Source organism: Ectopseudomonas composti, from assembly GCF_900115475.1.
Classification (GTDB): Bacteria; Pseudomonadota; Gammaproteobacteria; order Pseudomonadales; family Pseudomonadaceae; genus Aquipseudomonas; species Aquipseudomonas composti.
On record NZ_FOWP01000001.1, the window covers coordinates 454357 to 472718 of the forward strand.

An 18362-nucleotide genomic window follows, 5' to 3' on the forward strand; every position below is an offset into this window, starting at 1 on the left:
CCCACCCTACCGAGTGCCAGCCAGGGCTTCTGAAACGAAAACGCCAGCGTGGTGCTGGCGTTTTCGTGAGTGCTGCCGATGATTCAGCGCGGTACTGCTGGCTTCTTCGACGGTTTCTTGCCCTTGCCTTTACCCGCGCCGGCACGCTCGCGCGCAGCCTGCTGGTTACGCGCCTCGGCCGCGGCCTTGGCCTGCTCGCGCTTGTCCCAGGGTTTGCTGCCATCACTGGCGCGAGGCGGTAAACCCGTGTGCTGGGTCAGGATCTTGCCTGCATTACCCACCTTCTTGCTGCCGGCGGGCGTCGAGTTCTTACGCCGGGCGCTCTGGTACTCATCGGTCTGCGGCTGATAGGTGGGAATCAGGTGATGCTTGCCGTTACCGATCAGATCGCCGCGTCCCATACGTTCCAGCGCTTCACGCAGCAGCGGCCAACCTTTCGGATCGTGATAACGCAGGAAGGCCTTGTGCAAGCGACGCTGCTGATCGCTCTTGACGATCTCGACGCCGTCGCTCTTGTAGGTCACCTTGCGCAGCGGGTTCTTGCCCGAATGGTACATGGCCGTAGCGGTGGCCATCGGCGACGGATAGAAGGCCTGCACCTGATCCGCGCGGAAGCCGTTGCGCTTGAGCCACAGGGCGAGGTTCATCATGTCCTCGTCGGTGGTACCCGGATGCGCGGCGATGAAGTACGGGATCAGGTACTGCTCCTTGCCCGCCTCTTTCGAGAACTTCTCGAACATCTGCTTGAAGCGGTCGTAGCTGCCGATGCCCGGCTTCATCATCTTGTCCAGCGGGCCGCGCTCGGTGTGCTCGGGAGCAATCTTCAGGTAGCCGCCAACGTGGTGGGTGACCAGCTCCTTGACGTACTCCGGCGATTCCACAGCCAGGTCGTAGCGCAGCCCCGAAGCGATCAGGATTTTCTTCACCCCCGGCAGCGCACGCGCCTTGCGGTACAGCTCGATCAAGGATGAGTGGTCGGTATTGAGGTTCTCGCAGATGCCGGGGAACACGCACGACGGCTTGCGGCAGTGCTTCTCGATCTCCGGGTCCTTGCAGGCGATGCGGTACATGTTGGCGGTCGGCCCGCCGAGGTCGGAGACCACGCCGGTGAAGCCCGGCACCTTGTCGCGCATCTCCTCGATCTCACGAATGATCGACTCGTGCGAACGGTTCTGGATGATGCGGCCTTCATGCTCGGTGATCGAGCAGAAGGTGCAGCCACCGAAACAGCCACGCATGATGTTCACCGAAAAACGGATCATGTCGTAGGCCGGGATTTTCTCCTTGCCATACGCCGGATGCGGCACGCGCGCGTAGGGCATGCCGAACACGTAATCCATTTCTTCGGTGGTCATCGGAATGGGTGGTGGGTTGAACCACACATCCACCTCGCCGTGCCTCTGCACCAGCGCACGGGCGTTACCCGGATTGGTTTCCAGGTGTAGCACGCGGTTGGCGTGGGCATAGAGCACCGGGTCGTTACGCACCTTCTCGAACGACGGCAGGCGAATCACCGTCTTGTCGCGGGTCATGCGCGGGCTTTCGAGAATCTGCACGACCTTGGCTTCGTTCGGGTCTTCGACCGGCCCCTTGTCTTGCTCGATGGCGCAAGCCTCGGTGTCCTGCGTATTGACGTAGGGGTTGATGATCTTGTCGATACGGCCCGGGCGGTCGATACGAGTCGAGTCGACTTCGTACCAGCCTTGTGGCGTGTCCCGGCGGATGAAGGCAGTGCCGCGCACATCGCTGATGGCTTCGACCTGCTCGCCCCGCGACAGGCGCTGGGCGATCTCCACCACGGCACGCTCGGCGTTGCCGTAGAGCAGGATATCGGCGGTGGCGTCCATCAGGATCGAGCGACGCACCTTGTCCTGCCAGTAGTCGTAATGCGCGATGCGGCGCAGCGACGCCTCGATGCCACCGAGCACCACCGGTACGTGGCTGTAGGCTTCCTTGCAGCGCTGGCTGTACACCAGGCTGGCGCGATCCGGGCGCTTGCCGGCCAGGCCGCCGGGGGTGTAGGCGTCGTCGGAGCGGATCTTCTTGTCCGCGGTGTAGCGGTTGATCATCGAGTCCATGTTGCCCGCCGCCACGCCGAAGAACAGGTTCGGCTCGCCGAGCTTCATGAAATCGTCTTTGCTGCGCCAATCCGGCTGGGCAATGATGCCGACGCGAAAGCCCTGGGCTTCGAGCAGACGGCCGATGATGGCCATACCGAACGAAGGATGATCGACGTAGGCATCACCGGTAACGATGATGATGTCGCAGCTGTCCCAGCCGAGCAGATCCATCTCTTCCCGGCTCATCGGCAGGAAGGGAGCGGGCCCGAAACACTCGGCCCAGTACTTGGGATAGTCGAACAGCGGCTTGGCGGCTTGCATATTTTTTGATCAGCGGGCTATCACGGGGGGCGCGGATCATAGCACAAATTTTGACCAAACCAGACTAATGCGCTGGGTTTAATAGCGCCTGCACGCGCACTGACGAATGCTCAACCCTGCCCCATTCAGGGCTTGGCGCACTGCTATCGAGAATCGCCTCGAAAACGAAAGAACGGAAAAAATCGGGCATTTCACGGCAGTAGCCATACGCCATATTTGTTTTCGTCCGATAACAAACCTGTGCATATACTCAAGTACTCGGTCAGCCGTCTCCAGGACATCTATGCTGCAGCGTTTCGCCTTCATCCTTGTTCTCGCGCTGGGACTGTCAATCACGGGCCCGGCGACGGCATCCGTGGTGCTTACCGACGCCAGTAGCGGCATGCCGCTCAACGCATATATCGAGCTACTGGAAGATATTCAGGGCGACCTGAGCATCGACGAACTGACCTCCCCCGAGCTCCAGTCCCGCTTTCAACCCGCCAATGGCCGCGCCAGCGTCGGCCAGAGCCAGAATCCCTGGTGGATCAAGCTCACCCTGCAGCGAGACTTGCGCGCGCCAGCACGCTGGGCGCTGGAAGTGGGGTCGGTGACCCAGCTTGACCTGCAGCTCTACCTACCTGACGGCCAGGGCGGCTGGCAGTTGCGCCAGTCCGGCGAACGAGTTCCCTTCACCGAGAATCGCGACCACCCTTACCGACGCATGGTGTTCGACCTACCGCCCTTGGGTGATCAACCAACGACCTTCTACCTGCGCGCCTTCGACCCTGCGGGCAATTCGTTCCCACTGCGAATCTGGCAAATCGAGGACCTCACGCAACTGGCAACCCGTGAAAACCTGGCACTCGGTGCTATCTATGGCGTGGTCTTCGCGCTGCTGCTGTACAACCTGTTCATCCTCATCTCACTGCGTGACAGAGCGTATTTCTGGTACGTACTGACAACAGCCTTCGCCCTGCTGTTCATCATGAGCATGACCGGTCACGGCGCGCAGTACCTGTGGCCGAACCATGCGGTGCCGGCCTGGCTGGACCGCATCACCCTGCCTTCGCTGTGGGGCCTGTTCGCCAGTCGCTTCACCCAGACGCTATTGCAGACCCGCATCTACGTGCGCTGGGCGCATCACCTGCTGAACATGGCCTGCGTGATCTACCTGATCGCCATCGCCCTGACCCTGTTCGATCAACGTTACCTCGCCGCCTGGGCCATCGCCCTGCTGTCGCTGACCAGCATCCCCGCCGCCCTGGGCAGTGCCGTGATCCGCTGGCGTCAGGGCTTCTTTCCGGCGCAGCTGTATCTCTACGGCTATGGGCTGGTCCTGGGCAGCGTCGCCATCCTGCTGCTGCGCACCACCGGCGTGCTGCAGCCAGCCGAGTGGAACGCCTATGTATTCCCGCTGGCAGTGGCCGCCGAATCCATCCTCTTCTCCTTCGCGCTGGCCTACCGCATTCAGATACTCAAGCAGGAGCGCGCCGTTGCGCTGCAACAGGCAGATCGCGAGAAGACCGCGCGCCTGGCGCAGTTGCAGGCCAGCGCCGACGAACTGCAGGCCGCGGTGACGGCACGTACCGCCGAACTGGCCGCGACCAACGAACAGCTGCGCGAGCGAGAGCGCGAGCTACAGCACGCGGCATTCCACGACCCACTGACGGAGCTGCCCAACCGACGCTATCTGGTCGAGCGCTGCGAATCGGCGCTGGCTCACGCCGAGCGCCACAAGGAAAGCGTGGCGCTGCTGCTGATCGATCTGGATCACTTCAAGCCGATCAATGACCGCTTTGGCCACGCCGCCGGCGACCTGATGCTGCAAGTGATCGCCAAGCGCCTGCGCGAGCACGTTCGTGCAGGTGATGCAGTCGCCCGCCTGGGCGGCGATGAGTTCGCCGCCCTGATCTGCGGCAGCGATGCCGAAAGCCAGGCCCGGGAAATCGCCGAGCGCCTGCTGGCTGAGCTCTCCGAGCCTGTGCACTACGGCGCCGAGCGCCTGCGGGTAACCATCAGCATCGGCGTGGCGCTCTATCCACGCCATGCAAAGAACTTCACCGAACTTTACAAGGCCGCAGACATGGCCCTCTACCGAGTGAAGGAACTGGGCCGCTCGGGCTCACGCGTACATGGCGACGATGGCGAACTCAGCGAGCAGGCCTGCCTCGAGCTGGATGTACTGAAAGTCCCCAGCGGCCTGGTCTAGTAGCCTAGGGCGGGTGTAACCCGCCGGGCTGCCGATGGCGGGTTATACCCGCCCTACCCGAGATCCCGCTAGCCGATATAGCGCCGCGGCACTCGAGCAGTGACCTTGGTCAGCAGCTCATAACCAATGGTGCCGCACGCCGTGGCCACTTCATCCACCGGCAATTGGCTGCCCCATAGCTCCACCGGCGAATCGATATCGGCGTCAGGCAGATCCGTGATATCCACCGCCAGCATGTCCATCGACACCCGGCCCGCCAACTCGGCGCGCTGCCCCTCGACCAGCACCGGCGTGCCACTCGGGGCGTGGCGCGGATAACCGTCGGCATAACCACAGCTGACCGTGGCAATGCGCGAGGGCCGCTTGGCGACCCAGCTCGCGCCATAACCGACGCTTTCACCGACCGCCACCTCACGCACGGCGATCACCCGCGCAGCCAGCGTCATGGCCGGTTTCAGACCTAGCTCACGTGCGCTCAGCTCGGCGAAGGGCGTCGCACCGTAGAGCATGATGCCGGGGCGCAGCCAGTCCATATGTGCCGCCGGGATGGTCAGCACCGCCGCTGAGTTGGCTAGCGAGCGATGGTTGAAGTCCAAATCCAGCAGATCGAGAAAACGCTCGACCTGCTGCTCGGTGAGCGGATGACCACGCTCGTCGGCACAGGCGAAATGGCTGAGCAGATTGAGCTCGGCGACCTGTTCAGCCTCCTCCAATTGCGCATGCCATTGGCGCAGGCTGGCAGCATCGAAACCGAGGCGATGCATGCCCGAGTCGAGCTTGAGCCAGACGTTGAGCGGACGCGCCAACTCAGCAGCGATCAGCGCCTCGGCCTGCGCCGCGCCCTGCACCACGATATCCAGGCCGAGCTGCGCAGCGATGGCATATTCACTAGCTTCGAAGCAGCCTTCCAGCAGCAGGATACGCGCCTCGCCATGCATGGCACGCACCTCGGCCGCCTCCTCCAGGCAGGCCACGGCGAAACCATCGGCCACCTCGTGCAGCGCCGTCACCACCTCACGCACGCCATGCCCGTAGGCATTGGCCTTCACCACCGCAAAGGCCTCGCGCCCTGGCGCGCAGCGCTTGGCCACGGCGTAGTTATGGGCAATGGCGGAAAGGTCGACGATAGCGGCAAGCGGGCGCATGACAGTGGCCTGAACGAGAAACGGGCCCCCATCTTAACCGTTGGGCGCCCGTTTTCATTGATCTGTGCCGCTGCACCGCTGCCGCGAAAACCGCAGCGCACGTGGACACGATCTATTCGTCGTCGAACTGATAGCTACCCGGTGCCAGGTTCTCGAAGCGCGAATATTTACCGAGGAACGCCAGACGCGCGGTGCCCAGCGGGCCGTTACGCTGCTTGCCGATGATGATCTCGGCCACGCCCTTGTACTCGGTTTCCGGGTGGTACACCTCGTCGCGATAGACGAACAGGATGATGTCGGCGTCTTGCTCGATCGCACCGGATTCACGCAAGTCGGAGTTGATCGGGCGTTTGTTCGGGCGCTGTTCCAGACCGCGGTTGAGCTGCGACAGGGCGATCACCGGGCAGTTGAACTCCTTGGCCAGGCCCTTGAGCGAGCGCGAGATCTCGGAAATCTCGTTGACCCGGCTGTCGCCGCTGGAACCCGGAATCTGCATCAGCTGCAGGTAGTCGACCATGATCAGGCCAATCTCGCCGTGCTCGCGTGCCAGACGCCGGGTGCGCGCACGCATCTCACTCGGGGAGATGCCGGCGGTATCGTCGATGAACAGCTTGCGGTCATTGAGCAGGTTGACCGCGCTGGTCAGCCGCGGCCAATCGTCGTCATCGAGCTGACCGGCACGCACCTTGGTCTGGTCGATACGCCCCAGCGAGGCGAGCATACGAATCACGATGGACTCCGAAGGCATCTCCAGCGAGTACACCAGAATCGCCTTGTCGCTGCGCATCAGGGCGTTTTCCACCAGGTTCATGGCGAAGGTGGTCTTACCCATCGACGGACGGCCGGCGACGATGATCATGTCAGCCGGCTGCAGGCCGCTGGTGAGGCCGTCCAGATCGTCGAAACCGGTGGACAGGCCGGTGATCGCGTCGCCGTTGTTGAACAGCGTATCGATACGGTCAATGGCCTTGACCAGAATGTCGTTGATGCCCACCGGGCCACCGGTCTTGGGGCGGTCCTCGGCGATCTGGAAGATCAGGCGCTCCGCCTCGTCGAGAATTTCCTCGCCCGTGCGCCCCTCTGGGGCATAGGCACTGTCGGCAATGTCGTTGCTGATACTGATCAGTTTGCGCAAGGTGGCGCGCTCACGAATGATCTGCGCATAGGCCTTGATGTTGGCCACCGACGGCGTGTTCTTCGCCAGTTCGGCGAGATAAGCCAGGCCACCGACTTGCGACAGCTGCCCTTCCTTGTCCAACTGCTCGGACAGGGTCACCACGTCGAAGGGTTCATTACGCTCGGCCAGCTTGAAGATGGCGCGGAAGATCAACCGGTGATCATGGCGATAAAAATCGACATCCGACACACCATCGAGCACACGCTCCCAAGCGTTGTTGTCGAGCATCAGGCCGCCGAGCACCGACTGTTCCGCCTCGATGGAGTGCGGAGGCACTTTCAGAGCGGCAGTCTGCAGGTCGTATTGCTCGGGAATGCTGATGTCGTTCATAGGCTCGGGAAGAAAATGCTGCGATAGAAAAACAAAGGGCACGGATCGCAGAGCGATGCCGTGCCCGATTGTCAGCAGACCTGCGCTACAGCGCAAGCCCGCTTGGCGGCTACTTGATTAAGCAGCGACCACGACCACCTTGACGGTGGCTTCGACGTCGGTGTGCAGGTGCACAGCTACGTCGTATTCGCCAACCTGGCGAATGGTGCCGTTCGGCAGACGAACTTCAGCTTTGGCCACTTCAACGCCGGAGGCGGTCAGGGCGTCAGCGATGTCGTGGGTGCCGATGGAACCGAACAGCTTGCCTTCATCGCCAGCGGTGGCGGTGATGGTGACTTCCAGCTCTGCCAGCTGAGCAGCGCGAGTTTCAGCAGAAGCTTTCTTCTCGGCAGCAGCTTTTTCCAGCTCGGCACGACGTGCTTCGAAAGCAGCAACGTTGGCTTCGGTGGCAGCGGTAGCTTTGCCTTGCGGCAGCAGGAAGTTACGGCCGTAACCGGCTTTAACATTCACTTTGTCGCCCAGGTTGCCCAGATTGGCGATTTTTTCCAGCAGGATGACTTCCATTTGGGTCTTACCTCTTAACTTTTAACCTTCACCGTTCGCAGAGCCCGGGCCATTCTTGCGCGCCAGGCGACCGCGAAAATCAAACAGACTGTCGACGATGGCCAAGACCACCAGTAACGGATAGATCAGTTGCATGAACAGCAGCAACGTGATGTACATGCCCACCAGCCAGAAGCGAGCGAGCCCACCCTTCTCCACCAAGCCATGCACCAGGGCGATCCCGGCGAACAGCAGCGGCACACTGCAAAGCGGCGTGAGCATGGCCAACTGCGGCCCCAGATTGGGACCTAGGATCATGCCCGCCAGCAGCAACAGCGCCTGCGGCAGAGACAGTCTCAGGGCGCGAAATTCGCGACCAAAACCGCCAGGGTTGTACAACACGGCCTGCCAGTAACGCCCAAGAATCAGGCTCAGCAAGCTCAGGACTTGCAGCAAGGCCGCCAATAATCCGGTCAGTACCGGTGCGATCAAAGCCTCGAGACGCTCGCGTTCACTCACCGCCAATTGCTGGTGAGCCCCATCGAACATGGTCGGCAGGAGCTTCTGCAGCTCACCGGCCATGGCCGCGATGGGTTCGCGGAACACCGCCCCAAGAACAAATCCGTACACCAGGCCCAGTGCCACACTGCTCAGCAGTATGCGGTTCCAGGTCCAGTTGGCGCGTAACAACAACGCCAACCCCAGCGCGCCGACCAGCACCAACAAGGTGCGCGGTTCGCCGAAATACCACCAGGCAATCGCCGGAAGCATGGCCCAGACCAGGATGCCCATGGCATCACTGGCTCCACGCCGCAACAGCACCAGGCTGCCAGCGGCTGCACTCAACCAGAACAACAGCGGCATCGCTGCCGATCCCACCACCACGAGGGTGGCCTGCATACGGCCGCGCATGATGTATTCAGCCAGGGCGCGCATGCGATCTATTCCTTAACTCTTGTCGACTGTCCGGTCTCAGCGGCCGTGGCTGTCGGTGTAGGGCAGCAGGGCCAGGAAGCGGGCGCGCTTGATAGCGGTGGCCAGCTGACGCTGATAACGAGCCTTGGTACCGGTGATACGGCTAGGAACGATTTTGCCGGTTTCCGAGATGTAGGCTTTCAGGGTGTTGAGATCTTTGAAATCGATCTCTTTCACGTCTTCAGCGGTGAAGCGGCAGAATTTACGACGACGGAAGAAACGTGCCATGTGATTGGCTCCTCAATAGATCCGTGGATTACTCGTCAGCGTTGTCGCTGTCGTTGCTGTCGCTGTCATCGCCGTCGTTGGACTCGGCGTTTTCAGGACGTTCACGACGCTCGCGGCGCTCACTGCGGTTTTCTTCGGCCTTCAGCATCTCGGACTGGCCAGTGACGGCCTCGTCGCGACGGATGACCAGGTTACGGATCACGGCGTCGTTGTAGCGGAAGTTGTCTTCCAGCTCGGCCAGGGCCTTGCCGGTGCACTCTACGTTGAGCATCACGTAGTGGGCTTTGTGGACGTTGTTGATGGCGTAAGCCAGCTGACGACGACCCCAGTCTTCCAGGCGGTGAATCTTGCCACCGTCTTCTTCGATCAGCTTGGTGTAACGCTCGACCATGCCGCCGACTTGCTCGCTCTGGTCCGGGTGAACCAGAAAGATGATTTCGTAATGACGCATAAATGCTCCTTACGGGTTGTAGCCTGCCAACTAAGGTGGTCAGGCAAGGAGTGGGTTTTCTCGTGATGAGCTTGCCGGGTGGTAGGCGCAAAAAGGCCTGCCGTCACGGCAAGGGGCGCCATTCTAGAGAAGCCCCCTGCCGCACGCAAGACGAATTGGCGATTATTTGAGCAGTCAGCCCTTGCGCTTGGCCTGACGCTGACGCACCGCCTCGAACAGGCAGACCCCAGTGGCAACCGAGACGTTGAGGCTGCTGACACTGCCGCTCATGGGCAGCTTGACCAGATAATCGCAGTGCTCGCGGGTCAAACGGCGCATGCCCTTGCCCTCGGCCCCCATGATCAGCACCGTTGGCCCGGTCATGTCCTGCTGGTAGACCTCCTGCTCGGCCTCGCCGGCCGTACCCACCACCCACAGGCCACGCTGCTGCAACTTCTCCAGACTGCGCGCCAGGTTGGTCACTGCCACCAGCGGAATCACCTCGGCAGCACCGCAGGCCACCTTGCGCACCGTGGCGTTGAGGGTGGCCGATTTGTCCTTGGGTACGATCACCGCCAGCGCACCGGCGGCATCTGCGGTACGCAGGCAAGCCCCCAGGTTGTGCGGGTCGGTCACGCCATCGAGCACCAGCAGCAAAGGCGGACCTTCGCTGCGATCGAGTAACTCTTCGAGCATCGCCTCCCCCCAGACCTGACTGGGGCTGACATCGGCAACCACCCCCTGGTGCACGCCCTCGACCCAGGCATCCATCTCGCGGCGCTCGCACTGCCCCACTTTTACGCGAGACTGCGCAGCCAGCTCCAGCAAGGGTTGCACCCGAGGATCACTGCGACCATCGGCCAGCCAGACCTGCTTCACCCGCTTGGGGTGATGACGCAGCAAGGCTTCTACAGCATGTACGCCGTAGATCTTTTCCAGATCACTCATGACTTGGCCTTACGCTTGCGCGGCTTACCAGCAGGTGGTGGGGCGCTGTCGCTACGTCCGGCGCCTTTGCGCGAACCGCCGGCCGGCTTGCTCGCCGATTTCCCGGCAGCACCTTTGCCACTCGCACCCTTGCCAGCCTTGGCGCCAGCCAACAGCGCCTTCTTCACATCCCGGCTCTTCTGCACGTCGGTATTGCCCATACCGCTCGGCTTACCGCCACGACGCACATCATCACCCTTGCCGGCCTTGTCCTGACTCAGCTCGAAATCGATCTTGCGCTCGTCCAGGTCGACGCGCATGACCTTGACCTCGACGCTGTCGCCAAGGCGGAAGCTGCGGCCACTGCGCTCGCCAGACAGGCGATGGTGAACCGGATCGAAGTGGTAGTAGTCGGCCGGCAGCGCGGTCACGTGTACCAGGCCCTCGACATAGATGTCGCGCAGCTCGACGAAGATGCCGAAACCGGTCACCGCGGTGATCACACCGGCGAAGGTCTCACCGACGCGATCCTGCATGAACTCGCACTTGAGCCAGTTGACCACGTCACGCGTCGCCTCGTCGGCACGGCGCTCGGTCATCGAGCATTGCTCGCCGAGTTTTTCCAGGGTCGCCTCGTCGTACGGATAGATGCGCGCCTTGGGCATGATCGCCGCGCCGGCACGCTCCACATGCTTGGTGTCGCGCTTGGAGCGGACCACGCTGCGAATGGCGCGATGCACCAGCAGGTCGGGGTAGCGACGGATCGGCGAGGTGAAGTGGGTATACGCCTCGTAATTGAGACCGAAGTGCCCTTCATTCTGCGCGCTGTACACCGCCTGACTCAGCGAACGCAGCATCACGGTCTGGATCAGGTGATAGTCCGGGCGCTCACGGATGCTTTCCAGCAGGCGCTGGTAGTCCTTGGGCGACGGACCGTCCTTGGACTTGCCACGCTGCAGCGACAGTCCCAGCTCGCCGAGGAAGGCCTTGAGTTTCTCCAGTCGCTCCGGCGGCGGGCCATCGTGCACGCGATACAGCGACGGGATCTCGTGATCCTGCATGAAACGCGCGGTGGCCACGTTGGCGGCCAACATGCACTCTTCGATCAGCTTGTGCGCGTCATTACGCTGGGTTGGGCGGATTTCGTCGATCTTGCGGTCGGTGCCGAAGACGATGCGTGTTTCCTGCGTCTCGAAGTCGATGGCGCCACGCTCGTGACGGGCTGCGACCAGCACCTGATACAGCGCATAGAGCTGATTGAGGTGCGGCAGGACTTCCTTGTACTCGCTGCGCAGGGACTTGCCCTCGCTGCTCTTGGGATCTTCCAGCATCAGGCTGACCTTGTTGTAGGTCAGCCGTGCGTGGGAGTGGATCACCGCCTCGTAGAACTTGTAGTCGACCATCTGACCGCTCTTGGACATGGTCATTTCGCAGACCATGGCCAGGCGATCGACGTGCGGATTGAGCGAGCACAGGCCGTTGGACAGCTCCTCCGGCAGCATCGGCACGACACGCTCGGGGAAGTACACCGAGTTGCCACGCTCGACCGCCTCGGCATCCAGCGCCGAGCCGACCTTGACGTAGTGCGAGACGTCGGCGATGGCCACGTAGAGTTTCCAGCCACCGGAGAACAGCTTCCAGCGACTGCTGTTCTTCTCGCAGTAAACAGCATCGTCGAAGTCGCGGGCGTCTTCACCGTCGATGGTGACGAAAGGCAGATGGCGCAGGTCGACGCGCTTCTCCTTGTCCTTCTCATCCACTTCGGGCTTGAGCTTGCGCGCTTCCTTGACCACCGCCTCGGGCCAGACGTGCGGAATGTCGTAGCTGCGCAGCGCCACGTCGATCTCCATGCCCGGCGCCATGTAATTACCGATCACCTCAACGATGTCACCCTGCGGCTGGAAGCGCTGCGTAGGCCAGTGGGTGATCTTGATTTCGACGAACTGGCCGATGCGCGCACCGGCAGTACGGCCCGGCGTGACCAGCACTTCCTGCTGGATCTTGGGATTGTCAGCGACGACGAAGCCAATGCCGTTCTCTTCGTAGTAACGGCCGACGATGCTCTCATGCGCACGCTCGATCACTTCGACGATGCCGCCTTCACGGCGGCCGCGACGGTCGAAACCGGCCACGCGCACCAGCGCCCGGTCACGATCGAACACCAGGCGCATCTGCGCCGGGCTGAGGAACAGGTCGTCACTGCCGTCATCCGGCACCAGGAAGCCAAAGCCGTCGCGGTGACCGCTGATGCGACCGCAGATCAGATCGAGCTTGTCCACCGGGGCGTAAGTGCCACGGCGGGTATAGATCAGCTGACCGTCGCGCTCCATTGCGCGCAGTCGGCGTCGCAGGGCTTCGAGCTGATCTTCGGTATGCAAACCGAACTCTTCGACCAGTTGCTCACGACTGGCAGGCGCACCGCGCTCGGCCAGATGCGAAAGAATCAGCTCACGGCTGGGGATAGGGTTGTCGTATTTTTCCGCCTCGCGGGCGGCCTCGGGATCGAGGGATTGCCAATCGGCCATGTAAAGAGGATTACCTATGCTTATGTATAAAGGTGTATGCCATATGCCTATTGAAGCGCGAAAAAGGCATCCGGGGCAGCTTTTCCGGTGACAATAATTTTTTTGGGGTCAGGGGTTTACAAGGTAAATGCCCGCCCGTATAGTTCGCGCCCACAGCGTCGAGCAGACGTTGTAACACGAAGCAGATGATGATTCATCGGTTTCTGTGCCCAGGTGGCGGAATTGGTAGACGCGCTGGTTTCAGGTATCAGTGACTTAACGGTCGTGGAAGTTCGAGTCTTCTCCTGGGCACCAAATTCGTGAAGTGGTTTGATAACCCACTTTGCAAATAAACGGATGCAACGCTCCGTGTCGGTAACGACGAACATTGCTGCAGTGCCCAGGTGGCGGAATTGGTAGACGCGCTGGTTTCAGGTATCAGTGGTGGCAACACCGTGGAAGTTCGAGTCTTCTCCTGGGCACCAAAATTCAAAAAACCGAGTCAAATGACTCGGTTTTTTATTGTCCCAAAAAAGCTGCAAGCGTGTTCTCCGGGCATGCGCCGGCAAGCCTTTCGCTCTTACTTAAGGCTTGCGGCTTGTAGCTGCCCCTATACCCTGAACTGACCCAGACTGGCCTTGAGCTGCGCCGCCAATTCATCCAGCACACGCGCATTGCCGGCAATCGCTGCCACGGCCTCCGCCGCGTGCTGCGCTTCGGCATGGATGACCTCAACACGCCCACGCACCGCCCCCGCCCCTTCGGCCTGATGAGCCGCCGCCTGAGTTGCCGCATTGATGGCGCCATGCACTTCATCTACCGACTGCTGCACCGATTGCTGCAGACGGGCACTGTCACGCAGCACCTCCAGCCCCTGACCACCCTGCTCGCCCGCCTGAGCGATGGCCGCCACCGCCTCCTGCGCCCCGCGCTGCAGTGCAGTGATATGGGTCTGGATATCACCAGTCGACTGCTGCGTCTTGCTCGCCAGGGCTCGCACCTCGTCCGCCACCACCGCGAAGCCACGACCACTCTCACCAGCACGCGCCGCTTCGATCGCAGCATTCAGCGCCAACAGGTTGGTCTGCTCGGCAATGGATTGAATGACCGTCAGCACCACTTCGATCTGTTCGCTCTGCTTGGCCAGTCGCTCGATCACCGCCGAACCGTCCGCAACCCGCGCAACAAGCCCCTCGATCAGTGAAGACAGGCGCTGAGCGATGACAGCATTCTCGCGCGCCGCGGCACGGATGGTCTCCACACGCTGCAACGCCTCCTGCATCGCCTGACTCTCGGCCTGCGCTTCGTCTGCCATCTGCTCTAGCGCCTGCAGGCTGCCTGCCACTTCGTCACGCTGGCGACCAGCCGCCGACTCGGCTGCCGCACCACGTTGGGTCAGACTGCGAATCTGCTCGCTCGTACGCAGGGCCACCTCACCGGACTCACGCACAATGGGCTGCAGCTTATCCATGAAGCGGTTGACCGCCCCCGCCATCGCCCCCACTTCGTCCTGACTGTGGATATCGACACGCCGAGTCAGATCCCCCTCGCCTGCGGCCAGATCGTTGAGCGCATCACTGAGCAGACGCAGGCGGCTCAGCACCCGCCACCCGAGCACGAGCGCCACCACAACCAAGGCTAGAACGCCGACCAGAAGCAAGCCCAAGGCGATATTCCAGCGCAACCCGTCCGCCGCCTGACGCACCGACTCACCGCCATTGCGTGCCATCTCCTGGGTGTAGCGCTCAGCCGACAGCAAGCGCTCGCGCAGCGTTCGCGCAGTTTCCTCAGAAGCACCCGACAGACTGCTGTCGACCAGCTTGCCGGCACCTTCGACCAGCGTATTGAAACGCCCATCGAGCGCCTGCAACTCACGCTCGACTACATCGAGCGACAAGCCCATCTGGATCTTGCCAATGGACGCGCCCATCGGATTGATGTCCGCCTCGACGATATAGACGTTGGGGTTACGCGAGGCAGCATCGACCAGCTTATCGAGCGGAGAAGCGCCTTGACCGGTAGCGATGAGGGCGCGCACCTGCTCATTGCTACGATTGAAATTACGCGTCAGACGCTGGCCTTCGGCATCATAGATAACGGCGAAGAGCACGGCAGGATCCTGCTGCGCGATACGCGTCAGAGCCGTCAGCGCCGGAATGTCGAGATCCCAGATGGATTTAGGCGCGACCCCGGCCAGCAGTTGCGCGAGCGATTGGCCTGACTGCTTGAGACTGCCCTCCAGCACACTACGCAGTTGCGCCTGCTCGCCTTTGAGTTGCGTCGAGAGCCCTTCAACCAGACGCGAACGGGTATTCTGCGAAAGCGCCGTGAGCCCCTGGCTCATCTCCTGCTGCGCGACGTTCAGTTCCTGCCCCAGACGCAGACTCTCGCCCCCCAGACGCTGAGCGAGATCTTCGACCATGTCGTTCACCGAGGCACGCATCAACCACACAGCCAGCCCCACCTGCACCAACATGGCCAAGCCGAGCGCAATGAACACCGGACGCAACAGACGACTGCGCAACATCGAGATAATGGCGAACACTGACGACTCTCCTCAACGAACCTGATCGTTATAACGGCAACTCTGACGATTTATTGAGCGCACGCAAGCTTCGTGCCCGTTATTCGGATACGAAAAGACCGCCCGAAGGCGGTCTTTTCACGGATTGAACAAACTCGATCAGGCGAACGGATGACGCAGCACGATGGTTTCGTTGCGATCCGGGCCGGTGGAGATGATGTCGATCGGCGCACCGACCAGCTCTTCCACGCGCTTGATGTAGGCGCGGGCAGCAGCCGGAAGATCTTCCAGGCTCTTGGCGCCCAGGGTGGATTCGCTCCAGCCCGGCATTTCCTCGTAGACCGGCTGCAGGCCGATGTAGCTATCGGCATCGGTCGGCGCGTCGACCAATACCTGGCCATTGGCATCCTTGTAACCGGTGCAGATGCGGATGGTTTCGAGGCCATCGAGCACGTCCAGCTTGGTCAGACACAGGCCGGAGATGCTGTTGATCTCGATGGCGCGACGCAGGATCACCGCATCGAACCAGCCACAACGGCGAGCACGGCCAGTGGTGGCACCGAACTCGTGGCCACGCTTGGCCAGGAAGGCACCGATGTCATCGAACAGCTCGGTCGGGAACGGGCCAGAGCCGACACGGGTGGTGTAGGCCTTGGTGATGCCAAGGATGTAATCCAGGTACAGCGGGCCAAAACCGGAACCGGTGGCGATACCGCCAGCGGTGGTGTTGGAGCTGGTGACGTAGGGATAGGTGCCGTGGTCGATGTCCAGCAGCGAGCCCTGAGCGCCTTCGAACATGATGTCGCGGCCGCTGCGGCGCAGGTCATGCAGCACGGCGGTAACATCGGCCATCATCGGCTTGAGCAGCTCGGCGTATTCCATGCACTCATCCAGGGTCTTCTGGAAGTCGATGGCCGGCTCTTTGTAGAAATTGACCAGCTGGAAGTTGTGGTAATCCAGCAGCTCACCCAGCTTGGCGGCGAAACGCTCGCGGTGGAACAGGTCACCGATGCGCAGGCCACGGCGCGCCACCTTGTCTTCATAAGCCGGACCGATACCACGACCGGTGGTGCCGATCTTGGCATCGCCACGCGCCTTCTCGCGCGCCTGGTCCAGCGCCACGTGATAGGACAGGATCAGCGGGCAAGCCGGGCTGATACGCAGGCGCTCACGCACCGGCACACCCTTCTCTTCCAGCTTGGTGATTTCGCGCATCAGGGCATCGGGAGCGACGACCACGCCATTGCCGATCAGGCACTCGACGCCTTCACGCAGGATGCCGGACGGAATCAGATGCAGGACGGTTTTCTCACCGTTGATCACCAGGGTGTGGCCAGCGTTGTGACCGCCCTGATAACGCACGACTGCAGCGGCCTGCTCGGTGAGCAGGTCGACGATCTTGCCCTTGCCCTCATCACCCCACTGGGTGCCCAGGACGACGACATTCTTACCCATAAACTTGTCCTCTTCGCGCAAGCTTCGATGCCGGCCGCGGGCCGGCGAAAATGAATTCAGAACGCCAGGGGCGCCACCTGCCAACGTCCATCGCGCAGCGTCAGCAGACGATCACAGCCTGCTTCGCGCGCATCCGCCTCGCTCTGTCCAGGCAGCGCCTGTACCACGCGCTCACCCTCACCCCGCAGACGACGAACGGCCTGCCACAGATAGAGATCATGGTTGTCCGGAGACCAGACACCACTGACTGTCTCGTCCAGACGCATGCCACCCAGGGTCACCAGGGTTTTCAGGTCGGTCGAGAAACCAGTAGCCGGGCGCGCGCGACCAAATACCGCGCCGGTATCGTCGTAACGACCACCCTGAGCGATGGCACCGCCCTCACCCGGCACGAAGGCCGCGAACACCACGCCGGTGTGATAGTTGTAGCCGCGCAACTCACCCAGGTCGAAGTACAGCGGTAGCTCCGGATAACGCAGTTCCAGCGCATCGGCAATCGCCACCAGCTCATCGAGCGCAGCGTGCACCGCATCTGGCGCCTCGACCAGGACTGCCTGAGCCAGATCCAGCACCTCGCGCCCGCCACACAGCTCGGCCAGGGAGCGCAGCATGTTGCCCAGCCCCGCCGGCAGCGCAGCGGTGAGACTCTCGATTTCATCCATGGCCTTGCGTTGCAGCGCATCGAACAGCTGCTGCTCGGCCTCACCGGACAGCCCTGCGGCGTGCGCCAGACCACGGTAGATACCGACATGGCCAAGATCCATGTGCACATCCGGCACCGCAGCCAGCTCGAGGGTCTCGACCAGTAGGCTGATCACCTCAATATCGCTGGCCGGACTGGCGTCGCCGTATAGCTCGGCACCCAGCTGGATCGGGCTACGCGACGTGGTCAGTGCACGCGGCAGGGCATGCAGCACGCTGCCGGCATAACACAGCCGGCTCGGCCCCTCGCGGCGCAAGGTGTGGGCATCGATACGCGCCACCTGCGGTGTGATGTCGGCGCGAAAACCCATCTGCCGTCCGGACAGCGGATCGGTGACCTTGAAGGTACGCAGGTCAAGATCCTGGCCAGCGCCAGTCAGCAGGGATTCCAGGTACTCGATATGGGGAGTCACGACGAATTCGTAACCCCAGCGTTGAAACAGATCCAGCACCTGACGGCGGGCTGCTTCGATGCGCGCCGCTTCCGGCGGCAGTACTTCTTCGATGCCATCTGGCAGCAGCCAGCGGTCTACCGTTGCCATTTCGCCATTCCCCTCTCGATCCGGGCGGCACAAGCCTTCAGTGAAGCAGATATAGAAGGGCAGTACCCAGCAACATGCTGGCCAGCCCCATAAGGCGCAGTCGGCGGTCGGGCAGACGAGCCGCCTGCAATACCGCTCCGCGCCAGTGGCGCGGATAGAGGAAGGGCAGGATGCCTTCCAGCACCAGTACCAGTACCAGTACCAGACACAGTGCGATGCCAAGTTCCTGCCACATGATTCCCACAGACGCAAAAAAGCCGGGATTTTCCCGGCTGCCGCATGATACCACGCTCGAAGCTACAAGCCAC

Annotated in this window: 14 protein-coding genes and 2 tRNA genes; 3 read left to right on the plus strand and 13 right to left on the minus strand. The window is 61.9% G+C overall.

Annotated features, from left to right (window positions below; genetic code table 11):
* Positions 1-83: 83 nt before the first annotated feature.
* Positions 84-2381, minus strand: a complete 2298-nt coding sequence (locus tag BM059_RS02030) for a YgiQ family radical SAM protein (protein WP_074936370.1) — start codon at positions 2379-2381, stop codon at positions 84-86.
* A gap of 283 nt (positions 2382-2664) precedes the next feature.
* Between BM059_RS02030 and BM059_RS02035 the strand changes: the two genes are divergently transcribed.
* Positions 2665-4572: a diguanylate cyclase gene (locus BM059_RS02035; protein ID WP_074936372.1), complete on the plus strand. Its 1908-nt coding sequence runs from the start codon at positions 2665-2667 to the stop codon at positions 4570-4572.
* A gap of 68 nt (positions 4573-4640) precedes the next feature.
* On the opposite strand, the gene alr is transcribed toward BM059_RS02035, so the two are convergent.
* The 8 genes from alr to rnr all read right to left on the minus strand — a co-directional run bounded on the left by alr (position 4641) and on the right by rnr (position 12852).
* Positions 4641-5717, minus strand: a complete 1077-nt coding sequence (alr, locus tag BM059_RS02040; RefSeq protein WP_074936374.1) for an alanine racemase — start codon at positions 5715-5717, stop codon at positions 4641-4643.
* 112 nt (positions 5718-5829) lie between these two features.
* A complete protein-coding gene (gene dnaB, locus BM059_RS02045; protein WP_037005846.1) occupies positions 5830-7224 on the minus strand; it encodes a replicative DNA helicase in 1395 nt (464 codons plus the stop codon).
* A 117-nt stretch (positions 7225-7341) separates the two neighbouring features.
* Positions 7342-7788, minus strand: coding sequence for a 50S ribosomal protein L9 (gene rplI / locus BM059_RS02050; RefSeq protein WP_037005852.1), 447 nt, complete (start codon positions 7786-7788; stop codon positions 7342-7344).
* A 21-nt stretch (positions 7789-7809) separates the two neighbouring features.
* Positions 7810-8703 (minus strand): YybS family protein, encoded by an 894-nt coding sequence (locus tag BM059_RS02055; RefSeq protein ID WP_074936376.1) that lies wholly within the window; start codon positions 8701-8703, stop codon positions 7810-7812.
* 36 nt (positions 8704-8739) lie between these two features.
* On the minus strand, positions 8740-8970 hold the full coding sequence (gene rpsR / locus BM059_RS02060) for a 30S ribosomal protein S18 (protein ID WP_003246847.1): 231 nt from the start codon (positions 8968-8970) through the stop codon (positions 8740-8742).
* A gap of 28 nt (positions 8971-8998) precedes the next feature.
* Entirely contained in the window at positions 8999-9421 is a 423-nt protein-coding gene (gene rpsF / locus BM059_RS02065; protein ID WP_003246846.1) for a 30S ribosomal protein S6, read from the minus strand.
* 174 nt (positions 9422-9595) lie between these two features.
* Positions 9596-10348: a 23S rRNA (guanosine(2251)-2'-O)-methyltransferase RlmB gene (gene rlmB, locus BM059_RS02070; RefSeq protein ID WP_074936378.1), complete on the minus strand. Its 753-nt coding sequence runs from the start codon at positions 10346-10348 to the stop codon at positions 9596-9598.
* Complete coding sequence (rnr, locus tag BM059_RS02075; RefSeq protein WP_074936380.1) at positions 10345-12852, minus strand: ribonuclease R; 2508 nt, start codon at positions 12850-12852, stop codon at positions 10345-10347. Before rnr ends, rlmB begins: the two co-directional genes overlap by 4 nt.
* Before the next feature lie 207 nt (positions 12853-13059).
* Here rnr and BM059_RS02080 point away from each other — a divergent pair.
* Positions 13060-13146, plus strand: a tRNA-Leu gene (locus tag BM059_RS02080).
* An 83-nt stretch (positions 13147-13229) separates the two neighbouring features.
* A tRNA-Leu gene (locus BM059_RS02085) sits at positions 13230-13316 on the plus strand.
* A gap of 125 nt (positions 13317-13441) precedes the next feature.
* Here the strand turns inward: BM059_RS02085 and BM059_RS02090 are convergent.
* The 4 genes from BM059_RS02090 to BM059_RS02105 all read right to left on the minus strand — a co-directional run bounded on the left by BM059_RS02090 (position 13442) and on the right by BM059_RS02105 (position 18289).
* A complete protein-coding gene (locus BM059_RS02090) occupies positions 13442-15376 on the minus strand; it encodes a methyl-accepting chemotaxis protein (RefSeq protein ID WP_074936381.1) in 1935 nt (644 codons plus the stop codon).
* 138 nt (positions 15377-15514) lie between these two features.
* Positions 15515-16810 (minus strand): adenylosuccinate synthase, encoded by a 1296-nt coding sequence (locus tag BM059_RS02095; RefSeq protein WP_074936383.1) that lies wholly within the window; start codon positions 16808-16810, stop codon positions 15515-15517.
* A gap of 56 nt (positions 16811-16866) precedes the next feature.
* Positions 16867-18054 carry an ATP phosphoribosyltransferase regulatory subunit gene (locus tag BM059_RS02100; protein WP_074936384.1) on the minus strand — a complete coding sequence of 396 codons (1188 nt, stop codon included), beginning with the start codon at positions 18052-18054 and terminating at the stop codon, positions 16867-16869.
* A 37-nt stretch (positions 18055-18091) separates the two neighbouring features.
* Positions 18092-18289: a DUF2065 domain-containing protein gene (locus BM059_RS02105; protein WP_074936386.1), complete on the minus strand. Its 198-nt coding sequence runs from the start codon at positions 18287-18289 to the stop codon at positions 18092-18094.
* Positions 18290-18362 lie beyond the last annotated feature (73 nt).

Bases quoted from the DNA above. Each gene is read 5' to 3' on its own strand.
- dnaB (WP_037005846.1), bottom strand. From the start codon at position 7,224: ATGAACGACATCAGCATTCCCGAGCAATACGACCTGCAGACTGCCGCT.
- rpsR (WP_003246847.1), bottom strand. From the start codon at position 8,970: ATGGCACGTTTCTTCCGTCGTCGTAAATTCTGCCGCTTCACCGCTGAA.
- BM059_RS02055 (WP_074936376.1), bottom strand. From the start codon at position 8,703: ATGCGCGCCCTGGCTGAATACATCATGCGCGGCCGTATGCAGGCCACC.
- alr (WP_074936374.1), bottom strand. From the start codon at position 5,717: ATGCGCCCGCTTGCCGCTATCGTCGACCTTTCCGCCATTGCCCATAAC.
- rlmB (WP_074936378.1), bottom strand. From the start codon at position 10,348: ATGAGTGATCTGGAAAAGATCTACGGCGTACATGCTGTAGAAGCCTTG.
- rnr (WP_074936380.1), bottom strand. From the start codon at position 12,852: ATGGCCGATTGGCAATCCCTCGATCCCGAGGCCGCCCGCGAGGCGGAA.
- BM059_RS02030 (WP_074936370.1), bottom strand. From the start codon at position 2,381: ATGCAAGCCGCCAAGCCGCTGTTCGACTATCCCAAGTACTGGGCCGAG.
- BM059_RS02035 (WP_074936372.1), top strand. From the start codon at position 2,665: ATGCTGCAGCGTTTCGCCTTCATCCTTGTTCTCGCGCTGGGACTGTCA.
- BM059_RS02105 (WP_074936386.1), bottom strand. From the start codon at position 18,289: ATGTGGCAGGAACTTGGCATCGCACTGTGTCTGGTACTGGTACTGGTA.
- rplI (WP_037005852.1), bottom strand. From the start codon at position 7,788: ATGGAAGTCATCCTGCTGGAAAAAATCGCCAATCTGGGCAACCTGGGC.
- rpsF (WP_003246846.1), bottom strand. From the start codon at position 9,421: ATGCGTCATTACGAAATCATCTTTCTGGTTCACCCGGACCAGAGCGAG.
- BM059_RS02100 (WP_074936384.1), bottom strand. From the start codon at position 18,054: ATGGCAACGGTAGACCGCTGGCTGCTGCCAGATGGCATCGAAGAAGTA.
- BM059_RS02095 (WP_074936383.1), bottom strand. From the start codon at position 16,810: ATGGGTAAGAATGTCGTCGTCCTGGGCACCCAGTGGGGTGATGAGGGC.